Annotated in this window: 20 protein-coding genes and 1 pseudogene; 15 read left to right on the top strand and 6 right to left on the bottom strand. The window is 42.9% G+C overall.

What is annotated here, in order from left to right:
- The first annotated feature begins 139 nt into the window (after positions 1-139).
- Positions 140-3,577 carry a pyruvate carboxylase gene (locus ACFOJ8_RS08355; RefSeq protein ID WP_380655146.1) on the top strand — a complete coding sequence of 1,146 codons (3,438 nt, stop codon included), beginning with the start codon at positions 140-142 and terminating at the stop codon, positions 3,575-3,577.
- A gap of 30 nt (positions 3,578-3,607) precedes the next feature.
- On the opposite strand, the gene ACFOJ8_RS08350 is transcribed toward ACFOJ8_RS08355, so the two are convergent.
- On the bottom strand, positions 3,608-4,501 hold the full coding sequence (locus ACFOJ8_RS08350; protein WP_380659912.1) for a COX15/CtaA family protein: 894 nt from the start codon (positions 4,499-4,501) through the stop codon (positions 3,608-3,610).
- Positions 4,502-4,810: 309 nt separating this feature from the next.
- Between ACFOJ8_RS08350 and cyoE the strand changes: the two genes are divergently transcribed.
- The 7 genes from cyoE to ACFOJ8_RS08315 all read left to right on the top strand — a co-directional run bounded on the left by cyoE (position 4,811) and on the right by ACFOJ8_RS08315 (position 11,422).
- Positions 4,811-5,731 (top strand): heme o synthase, encoded by a 921-nt coding sequence (cyoE, locus tag ACFOJ8_RS08345; protein ID WP_380655140.1) that lies wholly within the window; start codon positions 4,811-4,813, stop codon positions 5,729-5,731.
- Positions 5,732-5,761: 30 nt separating this feature from the next.
- Positions 5,762-6,976, top strand: coding sequence for a cytochrome c oxidase subunit II (gene coxB / locus ACFOJ8_RS08340; RefSeq protein ID WP_380655137.1), 1,215 nt, complete (start codon positions 5,762-5,764; stop codon positions 6,974-6,976).
- A 2-nt stretch (positions 6,977-6,978) separates the two neighbouring features.
- Entirely contained in the window at positions 6,979-8,895 is a 1,917-nt protein-coding gene (locus ACFOJ8_RS08335; protein WP_380655134.1) for a cytochrome c oxidase subunit I, read from the top strand.
- Positions 8,895-9,521: a cytochrome (ubi)quinol oxidase subunit III gene (locus ACFOJ8_RS08330; RefSeq protein WP_380655131.1), complete on the top strand. Its 627-nt coding sequence runs from the start codon at positions 8,895-8,897 to the stop codon at positions 9,519-9,521. Before ACFOJ8_RS08335 ends, ACFOJ8_RS08330 begins: the two co-directional genes overlap by 1 nt.
- Before the next feature lies 1 nt (position 9,522).
- Positions 9,523-9,864, top strand: a complete 342-nt coding sequence (locus tag ACFOJ8_RS08325; RefSeq protein ID WP_380655129.1) for a cytochrome C oxidase subunit IV family protein — start codon at positions 9,523-9,525, stop codon at positions 9,862-9,864.
- A 127-nt stretch (positions 9,865-9,991) separates the two neighbouring features.
- Positions 9,992-10,945, top strand: a complete 954-nt coding sequence (gene ctaG, locus ACFOJ8_RS08320; protein ID WP_380655127.1) for a cytochrome c oxidase assembly factor CtaG — start codon at positions 9,992-9,994, stop codon at positions 10,943-10,945.
- Positions 10,946-10,966: 21 nt separating this feature from the next.
- On the top strand, positions 10,967-11,422 hold the full coding sequence (locus ACFOJ8_RS08315; RefSeq protein ID WP_380655124.1) for a DUF420 domain-containing protein: 456 nt from the start codon (positions 10,967-10,969) through the stop codon (positions 11,420-11,422).
- A 45-nt stretch (positions 11,423-11,467) separates the two neighbouring features.
- Here ACFOJ8_RS08315 and ACFOJ8_RS08310 read toward each other — a convergent pair whose 3' ends face one another.
- Entirely contained in the window at positions 11,468-11,824 is a 357-nt protein-coding gene (locus ACFOJ8_RS08310; protein ID WP_380655121.1) for a YugN family protein, read from the bottom strand.
- A gap of 139 nt (positions 11,825-11,963) precedes the next feature.
- Between ACFOJ8_RS08310 and ACFOJ8_RS08305 the strand changes: the two genes are divergently transcribed.
- Positions 11,964-12,407, top strand: a complete 444-nt coding sequence (locus ACFOJ8_RS08305) for a YlbF family regulator (protein ID WP_380655118.1) — start codon at positions 11,964-11,966, stop codon at positions 12,405-12,407.
- Positions 12,408-12,446: 39 nt separating this feature from the next.
- Here the strand turns inward: ACFOJ8_RS08305 and ACFOJ8_RS08300 are convergent, their stop codons facing one another.
- Positions 12,447-13,367, bottom strand: a complete 921-nt coding sequence (locus ACFOJ8_RS08300; RefSeq protein ID WP_380655116.1) for a glycerophosphodiester phosphodiesterase — start codon at positions 13,365-13,367, stop codon at positions 12,447-12,449.
- A gap of 88 nt (positions 13,368-13,455) precedes the next feature.
- Here ACFOJ8_RS08300 and ACFOJ8_RS08295 point away from each other — a divergent pair.
- Positions 13,456-13,718 (top strand): annotated as a pseudogene (locus tag ACFOJ8_RS08295) (DUF2129 domain-containing protein).
- A 2-nt stretch (positions 13,719-13,720) separates the two neighbouring features.
- On the opposite strand, the gene ACFOJ8_RS08290 reads toward ACFOJ8_RS08295, so the two are convergent.
- The gene (locus ACFOJ8_RS08290; RefSeq protein ID WP_380655113.1) at positions 13,721-14,092 is read right to left on the bottom strand and encodes a DUF7147 family protein; all 372 of its coding nucleotides are present in this window, start codon (positions 14,090-14,092) and stop codon (positions 13,721-13,723) included.
- 60 nt (positions 14,093-14,152) lie between these two features.
- Here ACFOJ8_RS08290 and rsmD point away from each other — a divergent pair, with 60 nt between their 5' ends.
- Entirely contained in the window at positions 14,153-14,695 is a 543-nt protein-coding gene (rsmD, locus tag ACFOJ8_RS08285) for a 16S rRNA (guanine(966)-N(2))-methyltransferase RsmD (protein ID WP_380655110.1), read from the top strand.
- Positions 14,695-15,180: a pantetheine-phosphate adenylyltransferase gene (gene coaD / locus ACFOJ8_RS08280; protein ID WP_380655107.1), complete on the top strand. Its 486-nt coding sequence runs from the start codon at positions 14,695-14,697 to the stop codon at positions 15,178-15,180. Before rsmD ends, coaD begins: the two co-directional genes overlap by 1 nt.
- Here coaD and ACFOJ8_RS08275 read toward each other — a convergent pair.
- Entirely contained in the window at positions 15,167-16,303 is a 1,137-nt protein-coding gene (locus ACFOJ8_RS08275; protein WP_380655104.1) for a nucleotidyltransferase, read from the bottom strand. The two genes, coaD and ACFOJ8_RS08275, sit on opposite strands and share 14 nt — an antisense overlap.
- Positions 16,304-16,440: 137 nt before the next feature.
- On the opposite strand from ACFOJ8_RS08275, the gene ACFOJ8_RS08270 reads away from it, so the two are divergent.
- Together ACFOJ8_RS08270 and rpmF are read left to right on the top strand one after the other, a co-directional pair.
- Positions 16,441-16,956, top strand: a complete 516-nt coding sequence (locus ACFOJ8_RS08270; protein ID WP_380655102.1) for a YceD family protein — start codon at positions 16,441-16,443, stop codon at positions 16,954-16,956.
- 2 nt (positions 16,957-16,958) lie between these two features.
- Positions 16,959-17,132 (top strand): 50S ribosomal protein L32, encoded by a 174-nt coding sequence (gene rpmF / locus ACFOJ8_RS08265; RefSeq protein ID WP_145285141.1) that lies wholly within the window; start codon positions 16,959-16,961, stop codon positions 17,130-17,132.
- A gap of 63 nt (positions 17,133-17,195) precedes the next feature.
- On the opposite strand, the gene ACFOJ8_RS08260 is transcribed toward rpmF, so the two are convergent.
- The gene (locus tag ACFOJ8_RS08260; protein ID WP_380655100.1) at positions 17,196-17,660 is read right to left on the bottom strand and encodes an N-acetyltransferase; all 465 of its coding nucleotides are present in this window, start codon (positions 17,658-17,660) and stop codon (positions 17,196-17,198) included.
- Between the two features lie 111 nt (positions 17,661-17,771).
- Here ACFOJ8_RS08260 and bshC point away from each other — a divergent pair, with 111 nt between their 5' ends.
- A complete protein-coding gene (gene bshC / locus ACFOJ8_RS08255) occupies positions 17,772-19,352 on the top strand; it encodes a bacillithiol biosynthesis cysteine-adding enzyme BshC (RefSeq protein WP_380655097.1) in 1,581 nt (526 codons plus the stop codon).
- Positions 19,353-19,476 lie beyond the last annotated feature (124 nt).

The following is a 19,476-nucleotide window of genomic DNA, read 5'->3' as shown; positions in this document are numbered from 1 at the left end:
TAAATACCCGGTTTTTTAGTATGATATTGAAAGGGCTTACATTAATATTTCATAAAACGTATTTACATTTTGTAATTGTTCCGTTGTATATTTTTTGAATATTTAATATAATTGGTAGGTATAGCAAAGGAGGAAGACTATGAATAGAATCAATAAGTTGCTTGTCGCCAATAGAGGAGAAATCGCAATTCGTATTTTCCGGGCATGTACAGAATTGGATATTACGACTGTGGCAATCTACAGCAACGAAGATAAAGGCGCGCTACATAGGTATAAGGCGGATGAAGCCTATCTCGTCGGAGAGAATCTGTCACCGACCGAGAGTTATCTTAATATAGAAGCGATCATTAAAGTAGCCAAGAAAGCTGGAGTCGATGCGATTCACCCAGGCTATGGTTTTCTAAGCGAAAACATGCAATTTGCTAAACGATGCCAAGAAGAAGGTATTGTGTTTGTTGGTCCAGAGCTGCGACATCTCGATATGTTTGGGGATAAAGTTAAAGCACGTGAGACTGCATTAGCTACGGGCTTGCCTGTTATTCCGGGTACTGACGGTGCGGTTCAATCTTTTGAAGAAGTGGAAGCGTTTATTGAAGCCCATGGCTACCCAATCATCATCAAGGCGATCTCAGGGGGCGGCGGAAAAGGCATGCGTATTGTCGATAACGCTGACGATCTAAGAGATAGCTACGACCGTGCCAAAAGTGAGGCTTCAAAGTCTTTTGGTAACAGCGAAGTATACCTTGAGAAGTATATTGATAGGCCGAAGCATATTGAAGTCCAGATTATTGGTGATACCGAAGGAAATATGCTTCATCTGTATGAAAGAGATTGCTCTGTCCAAAGGCGCCACCAGAAGGTGGTAGAAGTTGCTCCGTCCGTTGGTTTGAATGAAGCACTTCGTCTTGAGATCTGTGAAGCTGCGAAGAACATGGGCGAGCAGGTGGGTTACGTCAATGCAGGTACGGTGGAGTTCCTTGTAGCGGATGACAAGTTTTACTTCATTGAAGTCAACCCTCGCGTACAAGTTGAACATACAATTACTGAGATGGTCACAGGCATTGATATCGTAAAGACCCAGATTCAAATTGCCGACGGCAATACGCTGTTCGGCGAGGTGATTAATTTGCCGCAGCAGGAAAACATTCCATTGATGGGGTACGCAGTACAGTGCCGTATTACTACAGAAGATCCACTGAATGACTTCATGCCGGATACTGGTGAAATCATGGCGTACCGCTCGAGTGGTGGTTTCGGTGTACGTCTTGACGCCGGAGATGGTTTCCAAGGCGCTGTAATTTCTCCTTATTATGATTCATTGCTCGTTAAACTATCTACGCATGGTCTTACTTATAAAGACGCGAACGAGAAAATGACACGTAGTTTGAAGGAAATGCGCATTCGAGGAATCAAAACGAATCTTCAGTTCCTCATCAATGTCATTGGTGACAAAAGCTTTCAAAAGGGAGACTACTCCACGAAGTTCATTGATACGACGCCATCTCTCTTCGAGTTCGAAAAACCAAAGGACCGGGGAACTAAAACACTGGAATATATCTCGACTATCACCATAAATGGTTTCCCAGGTGTTACGAAGCGAGAAAAACCGCATTTTGATCCCCCTGTATTGCCTGATTATGAGCCGAAGATTAAAGAAGGAACAAAACAAATATTGGATCGCGAAGGTCCACAAGGTCTGGCAAAGTGGCTCAAAGATCAGAAAGATACACTGATTACAGATACAACGATGCGTGACGCCCACCAGTCACTCCTGACAACCCGTGTTCGGACTTATGACATGAAGAAGATTGCGCCGTACACCGCACACGATTTAAGTGATGCATTTTCTCTTGAAATGTGGGGAGGTGCAACATTTGATGTCGCCTATAATTTCCTGAAGGAAGACCCATGGCGACGTCTTGAAATACTACGTAAGGAAATCCCGAATGTGCTATTCCAGATGTTGCTGCGTGCTTCCAATGCGGTTGGCTACAAGAACTACCCCGATAATGTAGTGGAGAAGTTCGTGCAGGAAAGTGCCGATGCTGGAATAGATGTATTTAGAATATTTGATTCCTTGAACTGGATGGAGGCAATGAAACAGCCGATTGAAGCAGTGCTCAAAACGGGCAAGGTAGCAGAGGGGGCCATCTGCTACACTGGAGATTTCCTAAACCCAGACCGCTCCAACGTCTATACGCTCGACTATTATAGAAATATGGCCAAAGAGCTCGAATCTGAAGGTGTTCACATACTTGCAATTAAAGATATGGCTGGGCTACTCAAGCCGCAAGCTGCCTATGAACTCATTGGTGAATTGAAGGCGACTGTAGATATCCCAATCCATCTGCATACCCATGATACGAGTGGCAATGGTGTATTGATGTATCATAAGGCAATTGAAGCGGGTGTAGATGTGGTCGATACCGCTCTCGGTGCAATGAGTGGTCTCACATCACAACCAAGCGCCAACAGTCTTTATTATGCGCAGAGCAGTCAGGAAAGACAGATCCGTGCAGATATAGATGGCCTTGAGAGGCTTAGTCAGTACTGGGAAAGTGTTAGAAGGTACTACACTGACTTTGAAAGTGATATAAAGAGTCCAAACACTGAAATCTATAAGCATGAGATGCCAGGAGGACAGTACTCCAATCTGTTTAGCCAGGCCAAATCACTTGGTCTCGGCGAGCGTTACGGTGAAGTGAAGAAAATGTATCAGAAGGTTAATATGCTGTTTGGAGATATTATCAAAGTGACGCCATCTTCTAAAGTGGTTGGGGACATGGCATTGTTCATGGTCCAGAATGACTTGGATGAAGAAAGCGTCATCGAGCGAGGACCGCATCTTGACTTCCCAGACTCTGTTGTCAGCTTCTTCAAAGGCGAAATAGGCAGACCGGCGAGTGGATTCAATACTGAACTTCAAAACGTTGTGCTGAAAGATGCCGAACCGTTGACTGAACGACCAGGCAAGGTGATGGAACCTGTAGATTTCGATGCACTGAGGGAAGAAATGTCACAATTCTGCGATCGCAAGATAACAGATAAGGATGTCCTTTCCTACGCACTTTATCCGAAAGTGTTCAAAGAATTCGTCAGTACGAATGACAGATTTGGAAATGTTGAAGTTCTAGATACGCCGACATTCCTCTTTGGGATGAGAAAGAATGAATTACTTGAGATTGAGATCGACAAAGGAAAGACATTGATTGTTAATCTGCTTTCGGTAGGACATGTGCACGAGGATGGGTGCCGTTGGATGTACTTCGAATTAAACGGGTTCCCAAGAAAAGTGTATATTAACGACGAGAACGTAGAATCGACTTCAGTCCGTCTGAAAAAGGCAGATCCGACCAGCCTTGGGGATATCGGCGCGCAGATGCCGGGTACGGTAAGTACAGTAAAGTACAAGGCGGGAGATACATTCAAGAAAGGCGAGGTCATCATTATTACAGAAGCCATGAAGATGGAGAATTCAGTAAAAGCACCATTTGATGGTAAAGTGACAGAAGTATTCGTTTCTGCTGGAGACAAGGTTGCATCTATGGATCTCATGATGACAGTGGAGAAGGCATAAAAATATACCCACACGAATGTGTGGGTATATTTATTTTGTCCTGTAAAGTAACAGAATGAAATAGCACAAGAGCCCGAACAGCAAGGTGATGAATAGTGCATGCAGCAAGGCCACGAATATGTTGACGAGCGTCAATACACTCAACATACCGGTTAGGGCCTGGAGCAATACAAGGACGAATGCGATAATCCAACCGTATTTAAGTATTCTATATTGGCTGTAGTTTCTGAGCACATGAATTAATATGATTAATATCCAAACAACAATAATGCCAGCAAGTACGCGGTGGCTCATTTGAACCCATTGATAGAAATTGGAAGCCCATAGTTGCCCCTGTCCGCAATGTGGCCACCCAAGGCAAGCAAGCGACGAATTTGTATGTCTGACAAGTGCGCCACTGTAGACGACCAAGTAGATATATATAGTAAGAAAAATTGTGTGATATCTGAGGTACGGTGCAATCACTAGAGATTGAGCTTCGAATTTCTGATCGACTTCAAACACCAGAAGCATAAGCAAGAAAACAGATGCAAAGCTGATTAATGAAATACCGAAATGGGCTGCAAGGATAAAGTCATTCTGTCCCCAGACCACCGCTCCTGCACCAATCAATGCCTGAATAAGAATGAAACCGATACTCAGTACTACAAGAAAGCGCGTTTCCTTCTTATGAGGAATAAGTTTCAGAGCGAGAAAGCCCAACACGCCGACTAGTATGATAGCTAAACCTGAGACACCCCTATGGGCAAGTTCTATGATTGTTTCAATCGGCCAAGAACTCGGGATGAGCTGACCATGGCATAGTGGCCACGATTGTCCACACCCATCGGCAGAACCGGTTTTCGTTACCAATGCGCCACCGATTTGCACGAAGACCATCATGAGAGTAGTGATGACGGCCAATATTTTCAAATTTTTATACAATGGTAACACCTCAATAGCTCTTTTGAAGTAAGTGGTCGTAGGTTACTAATATATATGAAAGAACATTTCCGTGCAATCATGAATATATTCGATTGCCCTTAACAATTCGAGAATGTGTGGTAAAATCGAAATGTACACAAACAACTATTCCTAGTATAAAACACAAAAGGAATGAGATTGTGGCACATTGATGAACAATTTTTGAACAATATAAAATGTAACGATTTTATTTCAGAAATGTATAGTAAATGTGTCATTTTTAATTTATTATTATTTGTAAATGTGTCTGTGGTGAAAGGAGGCGTATGGATGCAAAGTGGTGTATATGGTAATGATGTGCATCATGATAGTAAGAGAGTCACCTTCAAAGCAGTGAAGACACTGGTCAAAGATGGTATTATCAAAGCGAATCTGATTCCGGCCTTTGCCGCAGGATTCCTGGCAGTAATGTATTATAATCAGTCTTTTTTCTCCAATGTTCCACTTCTTCTGCTGATGGTTTTAGCAACGGGTTTAGTAATAGGCGGCGTCGCAGCGTTGAACAACTACTATGATCGAGACATAGATACTGTAATGGTATCGAAACAGTCGAGGCCAAGTGTCGACGGCACTTTTTCTGGTCGGGATATACTGCTGATTGGCTACGGTAGCTTGATTATAGGGGAAATACTCCTATTTTCCATCAATTCGACTGCCGGAACGCTTGGATTGATTGCGGCTTTTGGTTATGCAGTGGTCTACTCGATATTTGCTAAGCGGCATCTTCTATCAAATACGATTATCGGTGCAGTCCCTGGGGCTATGCCACCGCTTATCGGTTGGGCTGTAATTGAGCCCAATCTTCATATACTTGCTTGGGCGATGTTCAGTGTGATGTTTCTGTGGCAACCTCCACACTTCTACGCGTTAGCAATAAGACGTAGCGATGAATACAGCATGGCCGGTGTGCCTATGCTTCCTTCTGTTAAAGGCAATCGTCGCACAAGAGTATCAATTGTCTTTTGGGTGGCGTTGCTACTTTTCACTCCAGTCATGATGACAGAGCTTGGACTTTGGTTCATTGTTCTTGCGACTGCGTTGAACATTACGTGGTTGGTCATTTCTTTCAACAAGTTCCGTCCAGTTGAAGATGATAACCGGCACGCCGGCAAGGTGTTCATCTTCTCATTAAATTACATCATGATTTTCTTTGTAATGATTATCGTCGCCGGTCTATTAGGGAATTTCTAAAGCTTAAGAATGAAAGAGAGGGCTATTTACATGAAAAATCGTTGGATGAATGCCAAGTGGCTTGGACTTATCACGATCTTGGCTGCTTTTGCATCCGGGTGTGGTAAAAATCATCTCAGCACTTTAAAGCCAGCTGGTGAAGTTGGACAGGAACAGTTCGACTTGATGATCCTATCCATCATTATTATGCTGCTTGTTGTTATCGTAGTTTCAATCATCTTTACTCTCGCTGTAGTAAAGAGCCGCAGAAAAAACCTTGGTGAAGATTTCGTGCCTAAGGATGTTGCTGGAAACCATACACTTGAAGTGATCTGGACCGCAATCCCGATCCTATTACTTATTATCCTTGCTGTTCCTACTGTTTATCTGACATTCAAACAGGCAGATACTCGTGCAATGGAAAATGATGACGGTGAAATGAACAGCGAAGAAGTAGTTGTTAATGTTACTGCCAACCAATACTGGTGGGAATTTGAATATCCAAATGTGGATGTTGTTACATCTCAGGAACTCGTCGTACCGACAGACACAAGGGTATACTTCAACTTGCAAGCTTCTGATGTTAAGCACGCATTCTGGGTGCCAGCTGCTGGCGGTAAGATGGATACCAATATAGATGGTATCAATAGTTTCTATCTTGTATTTGACGATGGTAGTGCAGAAGATTCCGAGCGTCTGTTCTATGGTAAATGTGCAGAACTTTGTGGACCTTCTCACGCACTCATGGACTTTAAAGTAAAAGCATTACCTGAAGAAGAATATGATCAGTGGCTAGCAGACATGAAAGCCATCGAAGAGCCTATACAAGCGTCTGCAGATGATGCTGCTGAAGGACAAGAAATCTTCAACAACTCATGTATCGGCTGTCACGCTGTAACACCAACTGGAGTAGGCGCACAAGGTCCGAACTTGACGAACTTTGGAGACCGTGATCTAATTGCCGGCTACCTGGCTCACACTGAAGAAAACCTCATCAACTGGATCGAAGATCCGGAAGCATTCAAGCCTGATAATAAAATGACAGGTGCTTATGATCTTACAGATGAAGAGATTGCTTCTGTCGCGTCATATCTCATGGACCTCAAAGTAGAAGAGGGTTCCGGTGATGTTGAAACGTTAAGAGAAAACGCTGAAGAATCCTCAGAAGAGGAATCTGCTGAGTCTGAAGATGAAGCTGCAGACGAAGACTCCAGCGAAGAAAGTGCATCAGATTCTGAAGAATCCGATGAAGAAGGAGGTAACTAGTAATGGCATCAACAGCTAAAAAGCAAGGTGTCGGTTCTGTAATCTGGGAATACTTGACTACAGTAGACCATAAGAAAATAGCAATACTCTACTTGATTGCTGGTGGTTTCTTCTTCGTAGTTGGTGGTATCGAAGCAATGATGATACGACTTCAGCTTGCTGTACCAAACAATGACTTCCTCTCAGCAGGATTGTTCAATGAAATGATCACCATGCATGGTACGACAATGATTTTCCTCGCAGCAATGCCGTTATTATTCGCATTTATGAATGCAACAGTACCACTGCAAATTGGGGCGCGTGATGTTGCGTTTCCGTTCCTAAATGCACTTGGCGTATGGTTGTTCGTCTTTGGTGGTATCTTCCTGAATCTATCATGGTTCCTTGGAGGCGCACCAGATGCAGGTTGGACAAGTTACGCATCACTCTCAATCGCGTCCGCAGGACATGGTATCGACTTTTACGCACTAGGTCTTCAGATTAGTGGGGCGGGTACGTTGATATCAGGTATCAACTTTGTTACAACAATCATCAACATGAGAGCACCTGGTATGACATACATGAGAATGCCACTTATGACATGGACGACACTTGTCGCTTCCGTACTCATAGTATTTGCATTCCCACCACTCACAATCGGATTGTTTCTTCTTATTTTTGACCGTATGTTCGGCTCAAGCTTCTTCCTAGTCGAAACGGGAGGAAACACAATTATCTGGGAGCACCTGTTCTGGATATTTGGACACCCGGAAGTATATATTTTAATTTTGCCAGCATTCGGTATATTCTCGGAGATATTCTCGACATTTTCTCGAAAACGTCTGTTCGGTTACTCAGCGATGGTATTCGCGACAATCATCATTGGATTCTTCGGGTTCATGGTTTGGGCGCACCACATGTTCACAGTTGGTCTTGGGCCGACAGCGAACGCTATCTTTGCAGTTGCAACAATGGCGATTGCAGTACCGACAGGTATCAAAATATTTAACTGGATTGCCACCGTATGGGGCGGAAGTATAGAATTTACAACTCCAATGCTCTACGCTTTGGCATTCATTCCGTCGTTTACGATGGGGGGAGTTACTGGTGTCATGCAGGCAGCTGCACCAGCCGATTACCAGTATCATGATTCCTACTTCATCGTTGCTCACTTCCACTACGTTATCGTCGGTGGTGTAGTGTTTGGACTCCTCGCAGGACTCCACTACTACTGGCCGCTAATGTTCGGTACTATGCTTAGTGAGAAACTTGGCAAGATTACATTCGTCATTTTCGTCATCGGCTTCCACGTGACGTTCTTGATTCAGCACTTCCTTGGACTATGGGGTATGCCAAGACGTGTATTCACTTACCTTGACGGGCAGGGATACAATACAGCCAACCTCATATCTTCGATAGGGGCACTACTGATGGCTATCGCTGTAATCATACTTGTCATCAACATCGTTATGACAGTCGCGAAAAACCAGAAAGTTGGACGTGATCCATGGGGAGATGGTCGTACACTCGAATGGTCACTTCCACTACCTGTCCCTTACTATAACTTTGCACAAATTCCACTCGTTCGTGGATTGGATGCATACTGGATTGAGAAGAAAGCAAATGACGGTAAAATGATGCCTTCTGAATCACTGGAAGACTTCCACATGCCGAACAACTCGTTTATCCCATTCGTAATGTCTTTCGGACTTTTCGTTGCTGGTTTCGGCGCACTTTACTTTGCTTCAGGTAAAGATTGGGCGATTGATGCAGTAAGTGGTCTACCAGTACATCCGTGGGCACCATGGGTGCTCGGCCTTGGTCTAGCCATTACTGTCGGCGCAATGATTACTCGCTCTGTAAAAGATGACCTCGGCTATTATGTAACTAAAGAAGAAGTTCTTAGAGATCTTGAAGAAGAAGAAAGGAGGGCGAGATAATGGCTCACATGGAATATAATGTGCCAAGTGAAAGATGGCCTGCCCATCCTGAAACAGCGACAATGGAAGGTAAAAATAAGTTTGTCGGCTTCTGGATTTTCCTTGCAGGGGAGACTGCACTCTTTGCTTCTCTTTTTGCAACCTATCTTGCTCTGAAGGATTCAGTTCCAGGAGATGACCATCTTCTGGCTGCTGACCTCTTCGCTCTACCGCTTGCGTTGGTTATGACGATGTTCCTTTTGACATCATCTCTGACAAGTGTTTATGCGGTCTATCATATGAGAAATAATAACTTTGCTAAAATGCAACTTTGGCTTGGTATTACTGTTCTACTTGGACTTGGTTTCTTGGCTCTTGAGATATATGAGTTCATCGAATATGTTCACGAAGGCCACACTTTCAGATCCAGCGCATTCGGTAGCGCGTTCTACTTCTTACTTGGGACACATGGTTTGCACGTTGCCATTGGGCTTGGTTGGATTACGTCACTTATCTTGCGTAATGCCAAACGTGGTATATCCGTGTATACAGCTGCGAAAGTAAATACAGCTTCCTTGTACTGGCACTTCATCGATGTTGTGTGGGTATTCATCTTCACAATAGTCTACTTGCTGGGAGTGATGTAACATGGCAGAAATTAAACAAGAACCGATGTCAAAACAGAAGCTCGATTATGTACGTCGTGAACGCACGAAGGAGATGCGTCAGCAAGTTGTTTCATTTTCACTAATGATCTTCCTGACATTTACGGCTTTTGGACTTGTGGCGATGGATATAGATCAGCAATTTGTTATTCCTATCGTCATCGGTATGGCTTTTATACAAGTCATCCTTCAGTTCTACTACTTCATGCATATGAAGGACAAAGGGCATGAGTTTGCTAAGCTGTTCATGCTAACTGGCATGTTCTTCGCACTTGCCTTTGTAGTTACGTTCGTTTATATCGTATGGATTGGTAAACCAATTTAAATCAGCATAAAGACCGGCACACTGTGCCGGTCTTTATTTGTCATTATATTGTCATGGTATTAACTTGCCCAACGCGTACCTGGAAACTATACTAAAATTAAGCGTTTTTATAAAGGGATGATTTTTAATGGGAAACTTGTCATCTATATCAATATTCGGATTCATCGCAAACTGGAGTCCGTACTTTTTAGCATTAGTGGTTTTCATATCCGTCGTCTATTTTCTGATCACTAAGAAGTGGTATAAGGATTTCGAAGGTGGTCGACCGCTGACATTCAAAGAAGGGTCAGTTTTTATTACAAGCATGGTACTGCTTTACGCTATGTATGGTGCGCCGGTTGACGTACTCAGCCATATCCTTTTTAGTTTCCATATGTTACAGATGGCTGTTGTGTTTCTTCTGATTGCGCCTTTGATGTACTTCGCTATACCAGAATATTTATGGAAGTATATTGTAGACTTGCCAGTTCTAAAGCAATTTTTTGCGATAGCGAAAAAGCCGTTAATACCGTTGATTTTGTTTAATGGAGTTTTCTCCATCTATCACATTCCAGTTGTACTGGATTTCCTTAAGCATAATGCAACACTGCATTCAGGGTTTAATATTCTGCTCTTTATGCTGTCCCTCCTGATGTTCTATCCTATATTTAATAAGGTTGAACCACAGGAGAAGCATATGGGAGGATTATTCAAGCTCCTTTATATATTTGCGATTGGTGCACTTCTGACGCCAGCATGTGCGTTGATTATTTTTGCAGGGCAACCACTCTACAGCACTTATACAGATGGAGATGCGTGGCTTGCAGCAATGGAATTGTGTGTACCTTCCGGCGTACTTGATGGTTTGAAAGGGCAGGGCATCATTTCTGGTCCCGAGTACTTTACTAATACGACACCGCTTATGGATCAGCAGACTGGCGGAATTATTATGAAAGTCTTACAAGAAGTCTTCTTTAGCTTTATGCTCGGTCACCTCTTCTTCAAATGGTACAGGAATGAACGTATGGATGAAGATGAAGTGACACGCCGTTCCGTTGAAGAAGCGCGCCTCCAAAAAGAGCTTTTCAATCAATATAGATAATGGAATAAGGAGAATCACACAGTGCATATTTTACCGACTATCAGTACATTATTCATTGTAATCAGTGCGATTTTTATGGCCATAGGTATTGTTAAAGTAAGAAATGGAAAAATTGAAGGACATCAGAAAATGATGACATACGCAGCAGTCAGTGCGCTAATTTTTTTCATCATCTACGCTTCAAGAACGGTATTCATAGGCAATACTGCATTTGGTGGCCCAGACGCGCTAGTCCCTTTTTATACGGTATTTTTAATATTTCATATTATACTCGCTACGACAGGAGGCGCGCTCGGCGGTATCCAAGTCTATCTAGGCTACAAGGGGAGACTTGCACCCCATAGGAAAATTGCACCTTGGGCATCGATCATCTGGTTCGCTACAGCAATTACCGGTGTCATGGTATACGTACTGCTCTATGTACTCTACCCGGGTGGAGAAACAACTTCATTGATTAAGGCTATACTCCAAGGATAGAAAAAAAGGACTGCTCTTTTGAGCAGTCCTTTTTGTAGCAGATATTTAAGAAATAGCTTTTAGATCCTGTGCAACGGCCCTGATTTTTTGTACTGCAAGGTCTACGAGGCGTTCAGGGAAGTGTTCGTCACTTCCGTACTCAAGACCTGTCGGATAATAGTGTTTTCCCATATAAGGATCCATAAGTTGGAGGATAGCATTTTTAGCACCGACATCTCCTTCTACAGCATAGCCGGGCATACGCAAGTAGAAAATGCCTTCTGGCACTTCAAATTTGTAGTCAAAAGTCATTCTTTCATAATCCCACGCCCCGCCGAGTACGAGCCCATTCTTATTCATTACATCTTGCAGTATATCTTGAGAAACGATCATCGTCTCAAGAGTAGAGTTTTCGAAAACCATGAATTTTCCTCCCTAAGCATTTTTCCATTACTCTAATTTTAATCTATTGTTCCGGTAGTTGCAAATGGTAATTGAAAACTGCAAGCACCGGTGGTGTAAAGCCATGTATCTGTGATACTATGTGAGTGAGGTGTTGTAAATGGTTACAGAAACAGAAATGCAAATTCTAGATCAGCTCGATGCCTTAAATGAGAAAATAAGGCAAACCGAAGCCCATCAGCAGTATTGTAAATATCGTGCACTCCTTGAAGAAGATAAGGAAGTGGCGCAGCTTATAGATCAGTTTACCCGATTGAAACTGGATTTTGAAGAAGTTCAGAGGTTTGGCAGATACCACCCCGACTTCAGTACTAAACGCCGGGAGATTAACCAATTCAAAAAGAAATTGGATATGCATCCTGTCATCATGGAATACAGAAGGGCAGAGTATCAATTGCAGGCGCTACTCGATGAGGTACTCTACCATGTAGGGATAAGTATAAGCAACAACGTCAACATCGTCAGCAGCAACCCATTTTTCTCCGTATCCGGAGAGTCCGGGTGCTCAACAGGCGGTAGTTGCGGGTGCCAGAGCGCAAGTTAAAACATACTAAAGGCCCCCCTGATTAAGGGGAGCCTTTTTTTAATATCTTTCGTTCATTAAGTGATGACTGATGTCTGGATAGTCAGTGACAATCGTATGTGCACCTTTTTGAATGAGTTCGTCCATTTCATCCATTTCGTTGATAACCCAATAGCCGACCGCAATATTCAAGCTCTGCAGAAAGTCGATGAAACCTTCCTTATTCAAAGGGATATTATTGTAGCGAGGTGGAATCTGGAAAGTATCTGCCTTAGGACTGAAGAGATGCTTGAATCCTGAAGTGTATGCTAGATAAGCATTTCTCACCTGATCCTCACCTGCACCTAGGGCGATATCATCGCCGGAGTATAGATGGAACCGATTGATTTGCGAGTCGTAGAAGCTTGTCACGAGCACACGTTTTTGTACACCCAGCTCATCAATCAGCCGATAAAGCAGGCTTGGCATTAGACTGCCTTCGTATGAATTCGGATCGTCTTTGATATCAATATTAATGAGTTTGTCAGGGTATCTCTCAATCAGTTCCTTAAGTGTGACAATACCTACATCTTCGGCTCCTCTATAAGGATGTTTGCCTTCGGCATCTCGGAAATGATATCCGAAGTCCAATTTTCTAAGTTCATCGAGTGTTAAGTTACTGATACGTCCTGCTCCGTTTGAAGTGCGGTCCACATATGCATCATGGAAAACGACAATCTCCTCGTCCTTCGTCAGGCGAATATCGATTTCAAATCCATCTACATCAAACTTGCTTGACTTATCGAAGGCTGCAATGGTGTGCTCCGGTGCCAGTCCCATACCGCCGCGATGTGCGAATACGTAGGGGGAACGATGTCTGAAGTAGGGTTTGATGTCTCTGATCTTCGGCTCTCTGGTGACTTTAGTCCCGACCCATAGGCCGCCAACAAGTCCGCCTGTAATCCCGGTTGCTGTGAGTAGGCTTTTCGTGCACTTTTTCATAGTAATTATGCCTCCAATTATAGTTTCATTTAAAACTTCGTATTTCCATGGTATCATAACTGTATAAAAAAATATAAGGTGGGGTAGTATGCTTGAGAAACGCATTGGCATATACATTTATTTTAAACAAAATAAATTCATACGACAATTGAAACGATACGGCCACCTCATATACGTCAATAAGGAAAAAAATACTTATTATTATATATATACGAAACGGACCTCTCTCAAACAATGGAAGCACTGAACCGTTTAAAGTATGTCAGCGATGTAGTGGCAAGTGAATATCCAAACATTAAAAGAGAATATGGCACCGAAAATTTCGAATCGAAGGACTACCGTGTCATCTGACTTCAGGTCAGTGGTGGAATCAAATGATTTAGGCGTAGTACACCGGTAATATACTGGTAAAATTGATCCTTTTCATGGAAATCCTTTGGATCCCGTGTTGAGAATTCTACAATTGGAATATCATGTTCCCGACACCATCCATCAATCATCTTGTATTTTTGTCCCGTGCCTGACTTGTGGAGGATGCCTCTATATATGGTGTATATAGCTTGGAAATTTCCGCGGACGGGTGTCATGACTAGAAGAAATGTAGATAGGCCCTTTTCCGTATGCAGGAAAATGCCTTTATCTATTCTGCCGTGATTATTTGAAATCAGAGCTTCAAGTTCGAAAAGGTCGCCATGGCCTTCACCCATTGTGATGAATTTTTGCATTTTATCAACTCCCATTCATCATTCTAAACTAACCATGTAAGGAAAGAAAGCGGGTTTCTCATGAGAATAATTAGTGGAAAGTATAAAACAAAAAAACTTTCAGTATTAAAATCGAACGATACCAGGCCGACAACCGACAAGGTGCGAGAGAATATTTTTAACATACTCGGACCGATCGATGGCAGCGTACTCGATCTATTCGCTGGTAGCGGTGCACTCGGCATCGAGGCATTGAGCCGGGGTGCTAAGCAAGCAATGTTTATAGACGGGGCAAGAGACGCTATTGGTATTATAAAGGAGAACGTATCAAATATTGATGAGCCGGTGGAAGTGTTTCGTAATGACTATCGCCGTGCCCTTCGTGCGATGAACAAGCGGGAGCGCCACTTCGATCTAATATTCCTCGATCCGCCGTATCATAAGGGGATGGTTGATATATCGCTTGATCTGATGGACTCCCTGAAAATACTTGCGGACGGTGGAAGGATTGTCGTTGAAACCCATAAGGACGAAGTCTATGAGATACCTGGTTATATTAGTCAGAGGGAAGTAGTCTATGGTACCATTCGCATCAATGTACTGACGAAAGAAGGAGATTTATAATGAGTAGAACTGCAGTATGTCCAGGAAGTTTTGATCCGATCACCTATGGTCATCTCGATATCATCGAACGCTCAAGTAAGATATTCGATAATGTCTATGTGTCTGTGTTGAAAAATTCATCAAAAGAGGGCCTCTTTTCAACAGAGGAGCGGGTTGCGCTTATAGAAGAGGTGACCGCCCACCTGCCGAATGTAGAAGTGAGGAGTTTCAATGGCCTGCTGATCGATTTCTGCGAAGATGTTGGAGCTGAAGCAATCGTAAGAGGACTGCGCGCGGTAAGCGATTTTGAATACGAGATGCAGCTAACTTCTATGAACCGCAAGCTCAACAGCTCGATAGAGACGATATACATGATGACAAACAACAACTATTCTTTCATTTCATCTTCTATCGTAAAAGAAGTTGCTAAGTATGGTGGGAAGATAGAAGATCTTGTGCCACCGCTTGTCGAGGATGCCCTGAAAAATAAATTCAGTCTACGATAATGACCGGTGTGTTGAAATCATTCTGATCGGAGCCACTATAGATGTTATGGATGTCGGTAGCGACGATATCATTCTTTATAAACAGGCTGTTTTTACTGTTGACGTTGGTGATGATTTCAAGATCTTTGGGCAGAGTTTTCAGGAAAGCCTGACCAGCGCGGTTCATGGCAAGGACTCTGACCGCTTTTGGCATCTCTAACGTTGCCATCTGTGATTTGGTAACGTTTAACAGTATATAAGTCATTAGACGGTTGAGACGTGTCATTGTATAGCGCTTGGTTTTCACATCAGCGAGAAAAGCACTATAGGAATGGTGGTTTCTAATCTTGGCGAGTAATCTATGCTCGATGCCTTCTGTCATCATATAGATATCGCGTAGGGTTTCAGGTGTGCTACGCTGGATTAAAAGTTTTAAAGTTTGAAACAGTGCTTCATTGGATAGGGGGCCATGAACATGGATGAACCGTGCGAGTGTCTCTGGCATATAATATGATGCTTCCTCGACACGCCCCTCTTGGATGGCTTGTCTCAAACTGGTGGCGCTCGAGAACCGAGATTTAGACAAGTCAGTCTCATTAAACTGGTTGCCAAGCCTCGGTATGGTAAGTGGAGTGATGTCAGAGTGGAGTACGTCGATGGCACGCAGGTAGGATAGCCCAAGTGTATTGTTGGCACCTGTAAAGATATCGGAGCCGATGGCTTCGTTGATTGCCCTAGGATAGCTGTATCCCGCCTTGATAAATGTTTCCATCTTTTCTCTTATATCTTGTTCCTTTAGCTTCTGGTAAGTCTGCTTCAGAGTATTAATATCTCCTGATTCACTGCCAAATACGATGTTGCTGCTACCGAGAAGATTAGCTATGTACACCGCGCCGCGCGCAAAGTCATCTGCAAAGCTAACAGCCCAAGGCATAGGCAGTTCGACAACGAGATCCACATGCTTTACTGCTGCTCGGGCTCGGGCGAATTTGTCCGTGACAGCAATCTCGCCTCGTTGGGTAAAGCTACCTGACATGATTGCAATGACAATGTCTGCCCCGGTCAGCCGTCTAGATGCTTCAATATGGTGAATATGTCCATTATGAAAGGGATTGTATTCAGTAATTAAAGATGTAATAATCATGATTAGACACTCCTTTATCCTTAATGTTATTGTATCAGAAAATACCATTAGCGCTATCAGAAGTGTTAAGAAAAAAACTTGACAGAAAACCTTGTTGAAGGTACAATGTTTTTTGTGCTCATAAGAGGTGAAACTATATGAGATGGTCATTAACACAGCTTAATAAGTTCAAACAGAAATCAATCGCTGTAAATGAGAAAGTCCAGTTCGGAGAAATAACAGATCGCAAGGATGTCACTGGCACTGGAGAGACTTCAGTGGAAGGTGAGATTCATATACGGAATCGTGAGATTCTGGTCGATCTCACGATAGATACAGTGGTCAATATGCTCGATAGCCGTACTTCTGAAGATATAGAAGTGCCTCTTCATATCGAATCACAAGAAGTGTTCGTTGAAGAACCGGGCGAGACCGACGAACTGGCTGAAAATGTTCATCCAGTGACCCATACTTTGGATCTCGAACCCATTGTACGTGAACTGATTGTCGTCAATATTCCTTATGTCATTACCAAAAGTGATGAAGAACTGACAGGTGGTAGCAACTGGTCAGTTACAAGGGAAGAGGATATGAGGGAAGAAGCGGAAAAATTGGATCCGAGAATGGCAAAGTTGAAATCGCTGCTAGACGACAGTGAGAATAAGGAGGAATAGAAATGGCAGTACCAAAAAGAAGAACCTCAATTACACGCAAAAGAAAACGCCGTACGCATTTGAAGCTTTCAGTGCCTGGTATGGTGGAATGCCCTAACTGTGGAGAAATGAAACTTTCCCACCGTGTATGTAAAGAATGTGGCAGCTATAAAGGTGAAGACGTCGTAGCAAACTAATTGATGCGATATTAAAAAGTCGCTGGCGGATTTATTCCGCCAGCGACTTTTTATAGTTTTTATTTAGTTCAATACATAGCCTTCTGGATAGAAAATCAACGGGTCATCCGCCATATCCCGATCAATATCGTATTTCATCGTTTCAAAGCCGTGTTTTTCAAAGAACCCACGTGCATTTTGACGGCTAATTGCTTTGATTGGTAGTTCGTAGTCTTTGGCGAACTCGATTAATTGAGAACCAAAACCTCGGCCGCGATATTTCTCAAGTACCTCGAGCTTCCAGATGACCATATAGTCATGGGGAGGATCGAATATGGGTTGTTGCTCGTCTTCTTTGCGATATAGGCACATGCGCGCAGCCAATGTATCACCTACGTAGATGCCATAGAATGGGGAGTCGATATCTGCATCAATCATATTGCCTTCAAGTTCTTGCATCATATGCAGTTCCTGTGCGCCGTATTCACGGAATTTCTTAAAATCTTCTACAGTTTTATAGTTGATTGCTAGATGTTTCACTTCTGACATATTATTCTCTCCTTTGAGACCATTATAGTATATTTCTTCAAAACCGTTCAATTGTTTTATATGTTTATAATATTTATAATCGAATTACTAAGCCGAAGAAGGAGACGGATTATGGAAATTGAATGTTTGGATTTCGGACAGGATGAATTCTTAAATAATTTTAACAATAAAGATCAAAAAACAATGCAGTTCTACGATCATCTTTCCTATGATGAGGAAAGTATAAAAAAGGTGCTCGATCGCCCGGTGCATGAACATACCGAAAAGCTTGCAAGCATCATCCAAGATGATATGGAGCGATACGGTCTGAGCGATGCGCAACGTGAGAATATAGAGAAATTGCGGAAGGGAAATCGTGTCGTCATCGGTGGGCAGCAGGCAGGATTATTCATGAGTCCAAGTTATATCATGCATAAGATAATCACACTTATGGTTTTGACAAGAGAGATTAAAACAGAGCATGCCTATGAAGCAGTGCCTGTCTTTTGGGTTGCCGGAGAAGATCACGACTTTGAGGAAGTAAATCATACTTACGTTTACGACAAACGTCATAGACGCCGCCGTAAAATTTCATACAAACCGAATCTATCAGTGCCGATGAGCCTTGGATTTTATAAATATGATTCTGCTGAAATGGAAAAAACACTTCTAAGAATCATCGAGGCTTGTGGTGATTCTGGTCTACTGCACCATAAAAAAAATCACATCATCGATATGATTCATCAGTACGAGTACTGGACTGAACTGTTCCATGCATTAGTTCATGATGTGTTTAAGGATGAAGGGTTGCTCATATTCAATGCTCACAGCGAAGCGGTGCGCGAATTTGAAATTCCGATGTTTGAACGTATGATTCATCGCCACGAAAAAATCGATCAGTCATTTAGGGACGGTCAGAAGCGATTCAATGAAACCCTTGGACTTTCTCCAATGATAGAGACTGAAACTAATGTGCACCTATTCACAGGTTCTGAAGGCAACAGGACTCTACTCGGCTCAGGCAATGGCATTTTTGAGACCGATAGAGGTCAAGCTGATAAAGAAGAGCTAATGGAAATGCTTGGTGAAACTCCCGAAACCTTTAGTAACAATGTCGTTACAAGACCGCTTATGCAGGAGATGCTATTCAATACCCTCATATTTACTGGCGGTGGTGCTGAGGTAAAATATTGGGGGGAACTTCATGAAGTGTTTGAGACAATGGACGTGTCGATGCCGATAGTACTAAAACGCATGGAAATCATCCATGAAGATATGCGACTCGGTAAACTCCTGGGCAAATATGGACTGGAAGTTTCTAAAAATCTTCATGCCGACGTTGAAGAGAAAAAGGAGATGCTTCTTGCAGATGCCACTGACCAAGAATTTCTTAATGAAGTGGACGATATAGGTGCTGACCTCAAAAAGAATTATGAAAAATTGTCGGCCACAACGGGGCGAGAGCAGTATCAGCACTTGATTGAGGCAAATTTGAAAGTACATCGCAAACAACTCGACTATCTGAAACGAAGATACCAGCTAGAAGTGAAGAAGACACTCAGAGGCAAGATCAATGACCTGGAGGAGACGGCCGAAAGGGTTGTGCCTGGGGGAGTATTACAGGAGCGCGTCTATCATCCATGGATGTTCCCGACGGTGGATTTGAGTATTTTGAGTTATACGACAAAACTGACAGTTATAAAAGGGGTCTAGTAAAAAGACAGCTTCCTTTGGAAGCTGTCTTTTTTCGTGTTAAGTAATTAAATTCAGACAAATACACATAATATGTGGTACAGAGTGGGGAGATGTGGTAAATTATTTGTATAGGCGAGGTGAT

Origin of the sequence: Salinicoccus sesuvii (assembly GCF_042648145.1) — a bacterium.
Lineage (GTDB): Bacteria > Bacillota > Bacilli > Staphylococcales > Salinicoccaceae > Salinicoccus > Salinicoccus sesuvii.
Note: the sequence above shows the minus strand (reverse complement) of the source record. Positions and strands in the feature narration are given on the sequence as shown.